The sequence below is a fragment of the Lawsonibacter sp. JLR.KK007 genome (assembly GCF_036941135.1).
Taxonomy (GTDB): domain Bacteria; phylum Bacillota; class Clostridia; order Oscillospirales; family Oscillospiraceae; genus Lawsonibacter.
The window spans coordinates 508,586-524,301 of sequence record NZ_JAYWSY010000001.1; the positions used below are offsets into that span (position 1 = coordinate 508,586).

A 15,716-nucleotide genomic window follows, 5' to 3' on the forward strand; every position below is an offset into this window, starting at 1 on the left:
CCTCTTTCTATATAATTGCAAGGGGGAGACAGACGCCACCCCCTCATTTTCTTACGCTCCGGCCATCTGGAAGAACTGGGCCGGCGTCAGCACCGTCACACCCAGGCTCCGGGCCTTGTCCAGCTTGCTCCCGGCATTCTCGCCGCAGACCAAGTAGTTGGTTTTACTGCTCACCGAACTGCCGGCGTGGGCGCCCAGGGCCTCGATCTTGGCGTTGATCTCGCTGCGGGTGTACGGCTCCACCTTGCCTGTGACCACGATGGTCAGCCCCACAAAGGGATTATCGTGGACCGGCTCGACCTGCTCAGGCTTGGGCGGCGCGATACGCACATAGCGGCGAAGCTCGCTCCACAGATACCAGTTTTCCTCCTGCCCAAACCAGTCATAGATATTCTGGTGCAGGGTGTCCCCGAAGTCGGGAAGCTGGGTAAAATCGAAACCGCCGCAGACCGCCGTCTCAAACTCGTCCAGGCTGCTGTGGAACCGCTGGGCCAGCGTCCGACTGGCGGAGTTGCCGATCAGGGGGATGTCCATAGCGATTAGATACCGCTCAAAGGTGGTATCCCGACTGTGCTGGATAGCGCCCCAGAGGTTCTGCCAGGACTTCTCCCCAAAGCCGTCGATCATCAGGATCTCGCTCCGATGCTCGTCCAGGTGATAGATGTCCAGGCAGTGATCCAGCACGCCCCAGCCAATCAGCTTCTCCAGCGTTGTTTCAGACAGCCCCGCAATGTCCATCGCCTTATCCCCAGCGAAGTGGACGAACTGCCGCAGACGCCGGGTGGCACAGTTGGGGTTGTCACAGAACAGTCTCTTTGTACCATTTTCCTCATGGATGCGGGTGGGCTGGTGGCAGCAGGAGCAGGACTGGATGACAGCCCGCTCCATACAGAAGCCGCCCCGGTCCAGATTTTCCTCCACATGGGGAATAATCTGATTGCGCTTGGAAATCAACACCCGATCCCCCGGCATCAGCTCCAGCCCCTCAATGAAAGAGAGGTTGTGCAGGCTGGCCCGGGAAACAGTGCAGCCGTCGATCTCCACCGGCTTCAGGATAGCCACCGGGGCAATCTCACCGGTACGGGAGGGCGTCCACTCGATGCACGTCATGCGCGTTTCATACAGCTCGTCCTCAAACTTATAGGCGATCCCGTCCTTGTAGTGGTGGCCGGTGCGCCCGCAGCTCTTGGCGTAGGCGATATTGTTATAGGTCACGACAATACCATCAATAGGAATGTCATAATCCTTGGCGTACTGGCGCAGCTGCTGGATACCCTTTTCCATCTCTTCCTGTGTGAGCTTTCGTCTGGCGGCAAGGTAGTGGCAGTGTGTGAACCCCAGGGGAGTCAGCTGCTTCAGCTTGTCGGATTTGTTCTCCAGTTCGTCAAAGCCCTCCAGCACGCTAAAAGGCATAAAGGTCACGCGGCGGTTCCGGCAGTCCTCGGACCTGAGCAGCCGGACTGACCCGGCGGCCAGATTGCGCCCGTTCTTGTAGGGCTGGCCGCTGCTGTCTAACAGAGTGGCCTTTATCTTTTCAAAATGGCTGGGGCGGATAAACGCCTCGCCGGTGACCACCAGCCGCCCCAGATAGGGGATCTTGGTGGGGATACCGCTGATGCCCCGGACATTGTGGGTGATATTTTCGCCCTCGTCGCCATCGCCCCGGGTAGAAGCCTCCAGGATGATGCCGTTCTCATAGACCACCTTTAAGGTGAGACCGTCCAGCTTGGGCATAAGCATAACAAGCTGGTCGCCCATAAAAGTACACAGGTCCTCCATCCGCTTGGTCTTATCCAGCGACAGCAGGGGAATGGGGTGGGAGACCTTTTTCAGCTTGTCCACCGCCAGCCACCCCACGGTCTGGGTGGGAGAATTGCCCAGCTGAACGCCCAATTCCCGTTCCAGCTGGCCCAGCTCGTCGAAAAGCCGGTCATACACCTCGTCGCTCACTGTGGGAGCGTTGAGGCTGTAGTATTCGTACCTGTACCGATTCAGCTGCGCGGTCAGCGCCCGCAGCCGGTCAATGCCTGTCTGTGCCATTTTTGATTTCCTCCTATCTGTCCGTGACAGTCCGGCACGCCGCTGAAGCAACAGCGGACACCAGATTGTCAGATGTGGGGAGGGCGCACAGTTTCCATGTACGCCCTCCATCGTGCTTCCTTAAATTTCGTAGGCAGCGTCTGTAAGCCATTTCAGACATTTGTGTTTCGTGGGAAACTCCTCTGTCCGGGCGTCGCCGTCACGGTTGTCGATCCCGACATAGACATTGCCTTCCTTCAAAAAGAACAGACCATAGGGATGTCTGCGCTCAATGATGATGGTCGCATCTTTCTCGCTCATTTTCCTTGGTTTATAGGTGAGCATCTTGAATCTCCAATGCAACTTTTTCTGCCTCCGGGGTCCGGTTTATGTTGATGTGGTACAGCAGATAAGCAACGCCCTTGCTGTGCCGGACATCAAACCAGTGCCAGATCTCTTCCCGATGGATTCCAGCGCCCCAGCCCATAAATGGCTCCTCGATACATTCCGTTTCCGGATTCATAGGGACAGCTCCAAACTGCTCCCACAGCTCCTCCAGAACCTCGTCACGATCCCGCAGAGGTTCGATTTCAGACAGGCCATCGTGGATAGTGCAGTAGTCGCTGTTGTCAAGGCGGTTTTCCTCATGCAGACGGTCAACCACCTCAACCGCCTGCTGCTTATAAACATTCACCGCGTTCAGCCCTCCTTGCCGCACCTGCCCAAGTTCTGCGGGGCATAACGTCCAAAATTCAGCTCATGGACGATGCGGCTGATCTCCGTATCGTTATCCCAGGCGCTGCTAATGACTGCCCGCTCAGGGCCTGCGCCCACATAAACGGATACCTGGCCCTCATGGAGCGTCATCAGCACCTCGGGCCGCCGGGCGCAGACCAGCGCCAAATTACCAAGCTGTTTCATTCTGTACCTCCAATTCTATGCCGCAGCATTCAGAGCCACACGGAGCGGCAAAACCATGGCGCAGTCGCTCCGGCCCTCCGCCTCAATGACGATAGGGGTATGGACACCGCTGATTTTGACTGTGACACGCTCTTCCTTTTTGAACTGGTTCAGAGCGTCGCGCAGATAGTTCAGGTTAAAGCCTACAGTCGTGTCGCCCGTTCTGCTGATCTCAATGGCCGTGCTGTATTTCCGGTCATGTACCTGCATCAGCAGCTCATTCCCCCGCAGATACACATAGGGCTTGTGGGTCGTGGGGAGCGCATCCTTCAGATAGTTCAATTCCGCGAGAAATTCTCTGGGGGACACCGAAAATTCCTCCAGATATTTTTGGGGAACCGCACTCTCCAAATGGAACGGCTCACTGTCGGTTGTATGGGAGATGACCGTCGTGTCCCCGTCTGTCACAGACATCCAGGGCTTTGAGAGCCGAAACTCCACTTGACGGCTGCCAAACACCTTCAGATGATGCAGCGCCGCCGCCTGAACCAAGAACGGCTGGGGAAAATTTAACTCCCCGTTATCCCAGGCGGCCCGGTAGCCGTCCAAGGCAAAAACCTGACAGCCGGAAAACTCTACGCAGGTCTTGTTCCCCCGGGTATCCGGTTCCGCCTTCAAAGTCGCGTATGCAACCCGGCCAATGCGTTCCAGCAGGCTTGCGGCGTTGGCAGTAAACGACACATCGCCCTCCACTTTCGGCACGTCGGGGCAGAGCTCTGCGGAGTGGGTGTCAAATTCTGCGGTCCTGGAACCGCAGGACAGCTGGACAAAGCCGCCGTTGTCCTTATGGTCGGCGTTCTCCGTCAGCTCTATCGTCAGGCTGCCGTCAAAACAGCGGCAGGTCCGCTCCACCTTTTTTGTCCGGGAGAACACAAAGGAGAAGTTGTCGCCGCTGGCGGGGATCTCCCTGATAATCCAGGTGGTCATATCCGTTGCGGCGAGGATGCACCGCCCACCAGTAAATCGGACGCTCACTTCCTCCAAAACAGGAATAGCGGATTTTTTCAAAATCGGGACAACGCTTTTCAGCGCCTCGGAAAAGATTTTCGCATCCACAGTGGCCCGCAGGGGGCGCACCGCATACAGCAAATCGTTCATAGTCATATCCTTTCTCCTATGCGAAGCGCAGCCGGACCACAAGCGGCCGGCTGAGGTCCGCAGTAACTGTGTTTGTCTTGATGTTGACAGGCTGATATGAGCCGTCTAACTCGCATTGCTCAGAGGTTACCACTTGACAGTTCCTCTGTAGCAGGTCGCTGCGGATCATTTTGAATAGGCCAAGCCGTTCGGCAAGGGGGGCATCCGCACGACAACATACCTGCTTGCAGAACAAATATCGCTTAGAATCTTCTTTCAGCCAAAATCCGTAAGTCACATAAAGCTGGTTTTCGTACTCATGCGTCCGCTTTCGTTCAATCTGTTTGATATAGCTTATAGCGGCCTGAAATCCTTTGGTGATGACCCGGTATCCAACCTCGCTGCGCTCTTCACTGGTCAGCGGAAGCGGCTTTTTCTTTTGACCGACGAGTCCTTTTGTGACATGGAAGCTTGCAGGAGACCAGCGGTAGCCGCTGATCCCATACTGAAATCGCTGTTTTTTCATATCCACTCCTTTCAGGCTGCAATCCGCATTTCCCAATAGGGGTCGGATTCGTCCAGCGCACTCATGGGTACAACGGCGTTGGGCAGGTAGTGGGGAGCACCGCGGAAACCGTACTGGGCCTGGGCGCTGCTGCAAGTGCGCAGAGCAAAGCGCAGGCTCATGAAAATGTAGCCCTTCAAGGTCTTGCCGGCCTTGTTGTCGGAGTCGTACAGCTCCACGGCCCGGATCAGCCGCATGGCGAGGGACTGGTACACATCGTCCCGGTCCAGATGGGCCGCTTTCAGCAGGGAATAGTTCTGCTTGATCACGCTGTCGATGCACCAAAGGTATTCCTGCACCAGAGAATTGCGCTGGGGAATTGTCAAAGTCATGTCACTCATTCCTTTCTATACATAGGCAGGGTGCGCCTCATGCGAGGTACACCCTGTCATTTCATCATTATGCGGCATCTTCCAAGTGCTTTTTCTTCTTCCACTTGTCTAAAAACGCTGTAACTTCCGGTATAGGTGCGCGGTTGTTAGAACCTCGTACCTGGCGAATTTTATCACCCTGTACCTCCACAGTGAAAAACGGCTTGTTCTGTTTTGCTTCCTGCCGTATGAACAGAATGGCAGTTCTCCTTTCGGCCATGCTCCGGGCGTAGCCGCCGACACAGTGACGGAGCTTTTGCCCCTCCACAACGATTTCCTGCGCAGAGTGAGGCGGCAGCACGATAAGACCATCAGACTTAAATTGATACCGATGCTTCAGTTCCTCTTGCATGGATGCAATTTGGGAGTCATACTGCTCTACTTGATGCTGCTTTATCAAATCATTGGCCTGATCATGTGCCCTTTTGAAATTTTTAGGGAACAGGATAAACTCGTTTTTCAGATCGTATTGAAGCTGCTCACAAAATCCCAGGTAGTCTCTGTAGTCGGACAAAACTCCTGCACAGCCCCGATAAGTGCTCTTTTTTAATTTGGAAAAGAGTTGGTCGAGGTAGCGCATCAGCTTGTGCGGCGTGGTATTGTTCAGAGCAAGGGCAAGCTGATTTATTTCCGTGAGTTCGTTCGCATTCACCCATGTAAAAAATTCCTCGCTAGGCTGGTGGCCTGCCATCCGCAGGATACGGAGCAATCGTAGGTCACGAATATCCGCCCCCGGTTTTTGGAGGAGAGGCAGGTCGGAGGGGTCAATTTGAAGCACCTCTCTCAAATTTTTACCATCAAGATTGATGTCTTTTGTCCCGTCGTGCCTATAAACTACGTGGGTTGCCAACCAAAACAGTTTCAGCTTGACAAAAAACTCTATGGCAGGGATTTTACGATAGGAAATCAGATAAGGCCCTACCTCCATTTGGTCATGGACACCTTCATAAAACTCCCGCAGCTGGCAATATTGCCACAGAGTACCCTTCAACGCTTTGCTCAGGTTTTTGCAATAGAGAAAGCCACAGGTCTCCGCATTGAAATTTCGCTGGAAGAGATATGACACGGGGGGATACCCTTTTTTCCAGCGAGTAATACCAACGGAGTCTCCCGAGTTGTGATAGACTTCTTCACCAAGAGCACCATTTTTCTGCGGGTCAATGATGATCCGGGTTTCCTCATAGCAGTTCATTTTCACCGGCCCATTTTTAGGAAAGTCGTGATATGCCTTGACGATTCGGATAATCAAGCTGTTGCCGTGAAAACGCTGAACCACCGTAGCGGTAACGCGATCCCATATATACCCACGCTTCTTGTTGGCCTTCATTGTAAGTTCCCGGTCGCAGTGAGGGCATACACCGGCAGCGTTGTGCCGTACCCCGGTCAGTTCGATTTCCTGACCGCAGGCACTGCATAGGCCACGGATAGCTTTTTTCCCTTTCCTGTAATCGTAAAAGAAGTAGGCAGGCAGTACCTTACGCCGCAGCCAATCCTCCAGGTCACAGGGCAGAGGGTTCAGCCCACTCAACCGAGACCTGATCTTCCGCTCCCGGTTTTTCTGCCGCTGTAGAGTCTCTTTATCGCGAAGATGCTGCTGCATATGAGAAATAGCGAAGAAACCAGTGTCGCAAAGTTGCACGGCCACATGAGGCTTGCAGAAGTTGATCACCCGTACTTCGTCCGGTCTGGAATAAAAAGCACATTTCTCCGTCAGAAATTGGTATTCCCGCTCCAGATTTTCCAGCATGGCCGTCCGCCATACAGTTTTCGTGTCCGGCTGATGGTCATAAGTGACAAAGCTGTCGCTGGCCTGGAATATGGTATAGGCCAACCTCGGCCTATCGCCAGGGGTATTCCCCCTGGCATACAGGCACAAAATCAGCAGGCGCCGGTGGCCAACAATTTTTACAGCCGTGCGGATGATGTACTTCAACTTGGGAACAAGGAACAAGCCACAGTCAGAATTAGGCGCCAAACTAGGCTCCAAAAACTGGCGGCAGGCTTTTTTATCTATTCCGCTCATTATGCCACCCCCAGCAGACTGAGCTGGCTGTCGTCTTCAGCTGGTTTCTTCGGGGGCTCTTTCGCGGCCGCCTTTTTGGACGTATCCGCTTTTTTATCTCCCGTCTTGCCCTTGGCGGTCTTGCCGCCCTTGCTCTTGGAGGTACTGCCGCCAATATAGGGCTTGGGTATGAACTTCTCCTCGTCCTCGTGGTCCTCCTTGGCGTCCGGGTCATTGAAATAGTCCACAGCCCACTGATAGCAAAAGTCGTCGGGGATGTCACTCCCGTAAGCCTGCTGTCCCGGGCCGGGCCGGATGCCGTTGGCCTTCAATTCGTCCTGGATATACTCCCAGGCTTTCCGGCTGATGTACTGGAAGCAGCGGATCATGGTCTTGCGGGGGTGCATGGTCTTCCGGGCAAAGGCGGGGTCCTCAATGCACATAGTCTGGATGTACTCGGCCACACATTCCTTCATGTTGCGGCGGGTCAGCTTCTCGGTATCGGTGCTCACCCGTTTCATGGAGGCGGCCAGCACCTCGTCGTCGCTCATAGCGGCCAGTTCATTGAGCTTTTTCTGCTCCTCGGCCTTCTTTTGCGCCTGACGGGCCTCCCATTCAGCCTTGCGCTTGGCCTCGGCCTCCTCGTGGGCCTTTTTCTTATCGTCCTCACTCACTGCGCCGTCCGCAGTTTCCGCCGCCTGCCCGGCGACGGCATCCGTGGATGTCTCTGGGGGCGTCTCGACTGCCTGCTCGGACACGGACGGAGCCGGGGCGGTATTCTGCTGCGGCTGAGGCACAACGGTCTCCGCCGCAGGCTGCGTAACAGCCGGTTCCACCGGGTCCGCCTCCGTAAAGGCGGGAGTGCTCTGCATCCTGGTATTGTCAGGGGGTGAGCCGCCCTCCTCAAAGGGACTGTCACCATAACGCAGCTCAATGTCCTGTTCCGAATAGAATCCCATTGTACGTTCCTCCTGTTAAGTGGGCAGAAATACCCTGCGGTATCTGCCTGTTTTTCAAATGGTATAAATCAGCGTGCTGAACGGGTCAAAACAGTAGCACACCAACCTTGGATCGTCCTCCGTCTGCCGCTGTATCTGGCGCTGGATGAAAAGGGCCCGTTGTTCACCCTCGTTCTCCCAGGCCAGTACGACCAGATGCCGGTATTCCGGCTGGTATCGGGCATCCGCGCCCAGTGCTCTGCAAAGGTCCGATATGCTTTGAAGCCGCTGGTCCGTTGTCATTTATCTATGTTCAGCGGCTTTGCCAGCATGGGCGAAAATTTCACACCAGGGAATCCGGCTGTGTCACAGTAGAAATAGGCGCGCCCATTGTCTCCATACAGCTCGATCACATCGGACAGGGCCACGTTCCGCCCGGGAAAGCCCTCTGGCAGAACATCATTGTAGCGGGCGAAAATCCGTTCCAAAATGTCGTGCTCACTCTGCTCCATCGGGCAGAAAATCTCGCCGTCATACACCAGACGGTACAAAGAGGCGGGGGGCTGCTCGTAGCCCTTTTCCTGCATCTTCCTGATGCCGGCAAAGGCAAAGGGCACCGTTTTCCCGCCGCTCAAATCCAACTGGTAGATGCGGTAACGCTGGCAGCGCCGCTGGCTGTCCAGCAGACGCGCAAAGGTGGTGGTCAGGTCGGTTTGCAGGTAGACGTCCATCTCCTGCTCCGTCAGACCCAAATAGTCGCGCAGACTGGTTCCGTCCTCGGGCAGCGTATGCCACCGCTCCGCACAGCTTTCGATGTGGTCAAGCGCACAAAGGCCGGACAGATACATTTCCTTGAAATTCATTTTGATTGGCTCCCTTTTTTCAATTCGCTTTCGGTGCAGGGCGATCTGCCAGTCATCAATTCCCTTATAGTTGGGGTTCCAATTCAGCCGCCGGCAGGTCATGCCATGTTTTCTCGCCAGCCGGTAGACCGCAGCCGCCCCGCGATTGACTTCCACATTGCGGTATTTATCCATATCCTCAGCCTCAATAATCTCCTCGGTGCCGTTGCGGCTCAAAAAGGCAAACAGCTCGTCCAGACCGTTGGGGTTGTTCGCTCCGATGGTAGCCACAAAGGTGCGGCCCGTCAGAGCATGGACAATATCCGCTTTCAGCGCCCCCTCTGTCACATAGACTACACGGGCATGGGGGCTGCCGACAAAGTGTATCGGGCATCCGGAGCTGACTCCCTGATTCTTCCCAGTGGAGGTCAGCGGCAGATACTTCGCCCCCTGCTTATCCGGCGGGTCGTTTTCGTCCCGGATAGGATGGTCCAGCCGGATTTGCAGTCCATGGAGCAGACCGTTCACGCCGCGCAGAGGGATCAGGATGCCCGATGTGCGCGTGTAGAATTTGACGGTCCACTTTCCATAGTCGTTTACATAGAAGCCGGGAACACCTTGTACGCGGCAACCCTGATTGATCAGGCGCTGCGTCAGTGTCCGGCAAAGTCGGGAGGTTGGGGTGCTCTTGAACCCAAAGCTGTCAATATCGTTGTCCGTCAGTCCCCGTACCGTCCGCAGATGTTCCCGGTGCGCCGGCGTCAGCGTCAGCAGAGACAGCAGCGCGGCCAGCGTCCGGTGGATCTCCTCGTCCGGGGCCTTGTCAGGGGGTACATCCCTGGGGGATGGCTCTTTGACCGGGCAGACCGGGGCAGAACCCTCCGCCGCAAAACCGTCGATTGCCAAAGCATCACAAATTTCCCGGTAAGCCTCTGAGTTGCTGATCCCATGCACTCTGCCGTAAAGTGGAAGCATCCCGCCGCTCTCGCCGCAATGCCAGCAGCGCCAAGTATTGATATTGAGGTACAGCCCCATCTTTCCACGGCGGTCGCCGCAGATAGGGCAGTCAGCGTACACCACCCGGGAGCCCCCTCTCCGCCTGATATTCAGGCGGAGAAGGGACGCCACATCCATAATGGTAAAGGGAAAATCTGACGAACTGATGCGCCTCACTCCTTTCCATCAAATGAAGGGCGATGCGGGGGATTTATCCGGCTATCTTCTGATCCAGCTCCTGTATCAGCAGGGTGGCGGCGGCTTTCTGACTGTTGCTGCACTTATAAAACGGGGTCATAAAGAAGCGCAGGCTGGACGGTCTGCGCTCCGCTAGCTGGGCCATCGTCGAGCCTTTATTGGGGCCGCTGGGCACCACAATGGCGCCGGCCTCCTCCAAGGTCATCACCTGGCAGATTTCTTCCACCGACATATCATCCGTATAGCTGGGCGCTGCCGGGGGCGGCGTCTCGGCCTGGTCCTGGGTGGAAACGGGCGTTTCATCCTCCTGCGCCGCGGCAGCTTCGTCCCTCTGAACAGGGAAGTTCAGCACAGTTACCGGCGCGGACTGCTGGCCGGCAGATGGCGCGGGGTCCTCATGCGGCTCTGCATCCAGCGCCTCCTGACGTGCCTCCTGCACAGGCTGGCTTTCCGCCACCGGAGCAGGGTCAGGCTGGACTGTGGGGGCCGGATCAGCGGCCGGCGCAGTCTGCGCTGTCGGAGCCGGTTCAGAAACATTCTCCACAGTGGAGGTGTCTGCTGTCTGGACCGGCTCTGCGGGCCGGACAGTAGGAACCGGCTTGGGGTCCGGTGCGCTCTGGGCCACAGGAACCGGCTCGGGGGCCGGCGGGCATCTCCCCGGGCTCTGTCCGGCGGGCGTCTTCTGCTCCTGGGTCTGTTCCGTCTGAACCTGGGCCGGCGGTGCTTCCTGCACACTGCCGTGCTCCTGGACGGGCGGGGCAGATGGACTGCATTTGCCGTCGCCGGGGCCGTGGGTCACATCGCACAGCTGGATGCCAAATCCGGCGTTGTCCAGCGCAACCGTCAGGGCCTCGTCCTGAGCGGCCCGGATATAGCCGGCAGTCTCCTGCGCCGTCTTGGTTGCGGTGAAGCTGCTGGCCGGGGCGGCGTCCTCCCGGTGGAAGAACACCTTGGCCTCGAAAATCGCCATCTGGTCGGTGACCCGCAGCGGGTTGAGCAGCATCCGGCCCTTGGGGCAGGCCAGCCGGAACCAGAGCCGCTGATAGCGCGGCTCCAGCCGCATGACCGTCTCCCCCTTTTCATTGACCGCCTTGCGCAGATACTTCATGGGGTCGAATCCGGGGACCTTGTGCAGATCTTTGGCGGCGGGGACAGTGCGAAGGATCATGTTCTCATTCATGTAGAAAGCTCCTCTCATATAAAAATTCGTACAGCGGGGACCCCGCTATATCGCAATAAAAAAAGACGCAGGCACTCAATTCATAAGTGCTTGCATCTCAACTTGCCTTCCGCATGGGCGTGTCCGCCGCAGTCAGGCTCTGGCTGGTCAACTTACGGTGGTAAAGCCGCATCCGCTCTGCCAAGAGCGTATTGCGCTTTCCTTTCCGGGTCTTGGAGATTGCTGTAAACAGCGCCTTTTTCTGTCCTACCAGCAGCACCCGGCCCTTGGCGCGGGTGACGGCGGTATAGAGCAGGTTGCGGGTCAGCAGGTTCCAATGGGCCATCAGCAGAGGGATGATAACGGTATCATATTCGCTGCCCTGCGCTCTATGGATGGTCATGGCGTAGGACAGCTCCAGCTCCTCCAGGCTGTCCAGCGGATACTTGGCATACCGTCCATCAAAGTTGATGATGACAGTATCGGGCCTGATCTCACGGACAAAACCCACATCGCCGTTGAATACGCCTTTTCCGATGATGTCGCCCTGACGGTTATACAAAACCATCTTGCTGTTGTTTTTCAGCTGGATCACCCGGTCGCGCAGACGGAATACTCTGCCGCCATACGCCATTTCCGGTTTGCCCTCCATTTCGGGATTGATCTCCTCCCGGATCATCTCGTTCAAATTCTGGGAGGATGCCTCGCCGTTTTTGCGGTAGGGGGACAGGATCTGAAGCTGCTGGATACCTACTCTGGCCGCTTCCTCTTTGTAGATACGGCAGACAGTCTCCGCTGCTTCCTCTTGGTCAGTGGCCGGAATAAAAATGAAGTCTGACCCATAGTACAGCTCACTGTTTCCCTCGTTGATAAATTTAGCGTTATAGGCGATTCGGCTGTCCTCCGCCTGACGGAAAATCTGGTCCAGTACGGTGACCGGAACGATACCGCTCTCAATCAGCTCCTGAAACACATTCCCAGCCCCAACACTCTCCAGCTGGTCGGCGTCGCCAACCAGCAGAACCTTCGTGTCGGAGGGCAGGCGGGTAAACAGCTGATGGGCCAGCCACATATCCACCATAGAAGTCTCGTCTACGATCAGCAATCCGGCTTCCAGCGGCTGTTTCTTATTCTGTCCGCTGTCATCACCGTGGAGCTTCAAGAGGCTGTGCAGGGTCTGGGCGTCCTCCACGCCGGTGGTCTCCGCCATGCGGCGGCTGGCCTTTCCGGTGGGGGCCGCCAGTGCGATCCTGCGCTCCGGGTACAGCATACGGTACGCCTCCACGACCGCCCGCAGAATGGTACTCTTACCAGTACCGGGGCCGCCGGTGATGATGGACAGATTGTGGCGGAACACCATTTCCACGCCCTCGGCCTGCCGTTGGGACAGGGTGATGCCAAGCCGGTTCCGGACATGCTCCATAACGGGCATCAGGTTGACAGGCTCTGGAACATGCAGCGCCATCTGCGCCACCTTCAGCGCCGTTTCACATTCCTGCTTATACACATGGGGCAGATAGATGTTGCCGCCGCTGGACACCACCACATTCAAATTGATCATGGCGGCCAGCTGCTGTTCCACCTGATCCCGGGTCAGGGGTTTGTCTAAATCCTCGTTGAGCAGCTTAAAGGCATCTCTGAGCAGCCGCTCGACTTCAATGTAGAGATGCCCATTTTTGCCGCGGGATTCTTCTATCGTGTAGAACAGCGCCCCCTGTATCCGAATGGGGTCATGGAGATCGCCGCCAGAGTTGCGCACGATTTCATCCACCCGGCGAAAACCGAAGCCCGGCACCTCGCAGAGCCGGAACAGGCTTTCACGCAGCAGCTCCACACCCTTCATTCCAAAATGGCCAAGGATTTTCAGAGCCGTGTTGGGCGTCACCTTCAGCGGGGCCAGCAAAAGAAGCAGCTCTCGCATGACCCGGCTTTCCATATAGCCGGTTTTGATCTCCTCCAGCCGCTCCTCGGTGATACCGCGGATTTCCAGCAGCCGTTCCGGTTCATGCTCCAGCACCTCCAGCGAACGGTCGCCAAACCGTTCCACAATGGCGTCCGCCGTTTTCTCACCGATACATTTCAGCGACCTGGAAGCGAGGTAAGCCCGGATGCCCTGGACGGTGGAGGGCAGGATCTCCTTCCAGTGCTCCACCTCAAACCGCAATCCGTGCTTGCCATCGTTGGTCCAGGTCCCCTCCAGCTCCATCTTCACCGTATCGTCACGGGGCAGGTCATAGCCCACAGCGACAAAACGGATCAGATGATCTCTTTGCTTGAAGGAACTGCGGGCCTCCGGTGGAACCATTTTGTCCGCTGTTTTCAGCTGAAAAATACAATATCGGTTTTCCTGGTTATAAAAAATTGATTTGTCAAATGCCGCTACGAATCCCATAGTGGCTCACTCCTCCTTTTAAGCGGCGTCAGATTTTGGCCGCCTGATGTTGAATCTCCGGCTCTCGGAAATCGTGACATATTCTGCGTAAATGTCCGGGTGGACGGCTTTCAGACGTTCCAGGCCCTCTTTGGAGACCCCCGACTTTCGGACGGGATTCCAGGTGATGGTGCAGCCATCTTCCGATATGGCGGAACAGCTTGTACCCATGTCGGCCACAATCAGAGCTTTCAGCCGTTTCATCTCGGCTTCGATAGCTTTCGCATCTGCGTCACACTGGCCTTTTTCCTTCTGGAGTTCCAAAAAACGTGTGACCCGTGAAGACTGCGCTTTATTCAATGAGACAGGCGGCGCGTCTTTGTCTGCCGGGCCCAGCGCCCTCTGCAAGCTCTCCAGGATCAGGTCGCCATCATTCTCCCAATAGGGCGGAGGAATTTTGGCGAGTATGTTGTTCTCCCAAAATTCCTGTTCCAGCATGATCAGCTCCATCTCATAGGCCATATCCCGGTCAATGCGCCGGATGATGGTTTCATCTTCGTTGTTGCCATAGAGACAGCAATAGTAGACTCGATCCAGATTCATCACGGCCATGTAATGGCGGCCCTGCGTCTCATAGTAGACAGGGACAATCTCTTGGCCGTTGTACCACCACTTGTCCTTGGCGTTATAGTTGGTGGTCTTGATCTCCAGGATAGCCGTTGTGCCGTCCGGCAGTTCTGCAAGATAGTCCAGATCGGCCAGCATCCAGGGGTGGTGGGGGTGCTGAAACATGCACTTGCGCTGGTAAATTTTCAGCCCGGTTTTCTTTTCAAAGATACGGGCCACCAGCGGCTCCAGCAGGTTGCCCACTTCCAGGGCCACCCAGTTCGCCTGATCGTCCGCTGTGACGATGCCCAGCTTGTCAAAGTAGAGGTCCCGGGCCGTCCGAAACGGCGAGAGGTTCAAAACTGCCGCCGCGTCGCTGCCGCCCAGGCCCTTCCGCCGGTACTCCAGCCATTCAAGCCGCGTGAGCTGTGCTGTGTCCACCAGCACAAGGGGCTGATACGCCATATCCTGTGCCATACTGGGGTTCCTCCTCCTCTGAAATCATGTGCTGCATCTGCGCCTTCCACATCTGGCGGCTTTTGCCGCGGATGGGAGTGTTGGAGGGGCGGGGACGCTTCCTCCGCTTCCATTTGTTCTTCATTGTCTTTTGCTCCTTCCATAATTTGATTTATCCTCAAAGCCTTGCGGCATTTGGGCAAAAAAAGAGCGGGAATGACAAAAATACGGCGTAAAGCCGCATTTCAGCCCCCACTCTGGAGAGCTTTCGTCATTCCCGCTATAAGCGTTGGGGCAGACTGCCCCCTATAAATCCTGCCAGCCGCCGTCCGCCTGTCTGCGTAGCGGCCCTGCCGGCATAACGTACAACCTTAACAACGTATGCAATGCGGGTGTCCCCCCGGTCCCAGGCCATCGGCCTGCCTCCGCGTTTCAGCGGAGAACGCACAAACAATCAATTACAAGCCTACTCTAACACAATATGTTGTGGTTGTCAATAGAGTATGGCGTGTATTTTGTATTTCTGCCTTGATAATTTTGTTGGCACCGGCAAATGTACTGCGGGCCAGCAATTTTTTAGAAAATCGTGCGTTTCGTGTAGTATTTTCCCAGAAATCCATAGTAGATAGTTAGAGGCTGTGTCGAAGAAAGTTTCTTCAAAAAATAATTTCAGATTTTTTGTGATTTTCTGTGAGAACTTGCACCTCCGTTGCGTTAAACATAATGAGGGGTAATCTCTCCTGTTTGCTCATACTGCCTGGATATTCAAAAACGGCAGCGCAAACAACTCCATAGGAAAACAGAACACTTTATACCTGCATCCTCCGATGATGGCAACGGGGAACTGGCGGCGGTCAAAATGCCATCTGTGGCCGAAACAAATATAGGAATAAAAACGTCTGCCAGCAGATGAACAATATAAAACCGTTACATTGTCGGGAGTGTTTTGTGGACTTAGCAGCAATTCGCTAACTAAATCGACGGTTAGAGATATAAACCGTCGCCTTTTGCTCCAGATTTGGCGACTTAAAGGAGGTATCGCCATGTTTGGAGCAGTATTATTATATTTTGATAAACTGTCAAAAAAAGCCCGCCCCCAGTAACAGGGCAAAATACCCGCAGGGTCGAAATTACTCACATTTTGTCAGACAATCCC

Annotated in this window: 14 protein-coding genes; all 14 read right to left on the reverse strand. The window is 55.7% G+C overall.

Translation table 11 applies throughout. From position 1 onward, the window contains the following. Positions 1-51: 51 nt before the first annotated feature. Positions 52-2,040 carry an NAD-dependent DNA ligase LigA gene (ligA, locus tag VV088_RS03030; RefSeq protein WP_334599316.1) on the reverse strand — a complete coding sequence of 663 codons (1,989 nt, stop codon included), beginning with the start codon at positions 2,038-2,040 and terminating at the stop codon, positions 52-54. Positions 2,041-2,160: 120 nt separating this feature from the next. After that, on the reverse strand, positions 2,161-2,340 hold the full coding sequence (locus VV088_RS03035; protein WP_334599317.1) for a hypothetical protein: 180 nt from the start codon (positions 2,338-2,340) through the stop codon (positions 2,161-2,163). A gap of 10 nt (positions 2,341-2,350) precedes the next feature. Next, positions 2,351-2,713 (reverse strand): hypothetical protein, encoded by a 363-nt coding sequence (locus VV088_RS03040; protein ID WP_334599318.1) that lies wholly within the window; start codon positions 2,711-2,713, stop codon positions 2,351-2,353. Between the two features lie 5 nt (positions 2,714-2,718). Beyond that, on the reverse strand, positions 2,719-2,940 hold the full coding sequence (locus VV088_RS03045; RefSeq protein ID WP_334599319.1) for a hypothetical protein: 222 nt from the start codon (positions 2,938-2,940) through the stop codon (positions 2,719-2,721). A gap of 15 nt (positions 2,941-2,955) precedes the next feature. Further along, on the reverse strand, positions 2,956-4,083 hold the full coding sequence (locus tag VV088_RS03050; RefSeq protein ID WP_334599320.1) for a DNA polymerase III subunit beta: 1,128 nt from the start codon (positions 4,081-4,083) through the stop codon (positions 2,956-2,958). 10 nt (positions 4,084-4,093) lie between these two features. Then, positions 4,094-4,582, reverse strand: a complete 489-nt coding sequence (locus VV088_RS03055; protein ID WP_334599321.1) for a hypothetical protein — start codon at positions 4,580-4,582, stop codon at positions 4,094-4,096. Positions 4,583-4,593: 11 nt separating this feature from the next. Then, entirely contained in the window at positions 4,594-4,953 is a 360-nt protein-coding gene (locus VV088_RS03060; RefSeq protein WP_334599322.1) for a hypothetical protein, read from the reverse strand. 67 nt (positions 4,954-5,020) lie between these two features. Continuing rightward, positions 5,021-7,015: a PcfJ domain-containing protein gene (locus tag VV088_RS03065; RefSeq protein ID WP_334599323.1), complete on the reverse strand. Its 1,995-nt coding sequence runs from the start codon at positions 7,013-7,015 to the stop codon at positions 5,021-5,023. Next, the gene (locus VV088_RS03070; RefSeq protein WP_334599324.1) at positions 7,015-7,953 is read right to left on the reverse strand and encodes a PcfK-like family protein; all 939 of its coding nucleotides are present in this window, start codon (positions 7,951-7,953) and stop codon (positions 7,015-7,017) included. The genes VV088_RS03065 and VV088_RS03070 overlap by 1 nt, the downstream gene beginning before the upstream one ends. Before the next feature lie 54 nt (positions 7,954-8,007). Continuing rightward, positions 8,008-8,235 carry a hypothetical protein gene (locus VV088_RS03075; protein WP_334599325.1) on the reverse strand — a complete coding sequence of 76 codons (228 nt, stop codon included), beginning with the start codon at positions 8,233-8,235 and terminating at the stop codon, positions 8,008-8,010. Continuing rightward, on the reverse strand, positions 8,232-9,854 hold the full coding sequence (locus tag VV088_RS03080; protein ID WP_334599326.1) for a YodL domain-containing protein: 1,623 nt from the start codon (positions 9,852-9,854) through the stop codon (positions 8,232-8,234). Before VV088_RS03080 ends, VV088_RS03075 begins: the two co-directional genes overlap by 4 nt. A 127-nt stretch (positions 9,855-9,981) precedes the next feature. Further along, the gene (locus tag VV088_RS03085) at positions 9,982-11,148 is read right to left on the reverse strand and encodes a hypothetical protein (protein WP_334599327.1); all 1,167 of its coding nucleotides are present in this window, start codon (positions 11,146-11,148) and stop codon (positions 9,982-9,984) included. 97 nt (positions 11,149-11,245) lie between these two features. Then, positions 11,246-13,519: an SF1B family DNA helicase RecD2 gene (gene recD2 / locus VV088_RS03090; protein WP_334599328.1), complete on the reverse strand. Its 2,274-nt coding sequence runs from the start codon at positions 13,517-13,519 to the stop codon at positions 11,246-11,248. Between the two features lie 18 nt (positions 13,520-13,537). Then, positions 13,538-14,581: a YqaJ viral recombinase family nuclease gene (locus tag VV088_RS03095; RefSeq protein ID WP_334599329.1), complete on the reverse strand. Its 1,044-nt coding sequence runs from the start codon at positions 14,579-14,581 to the stop codon at positions 13,538-13,540. Positions 14,582-15,716: the final 1,135 nt, after the last annotated feature.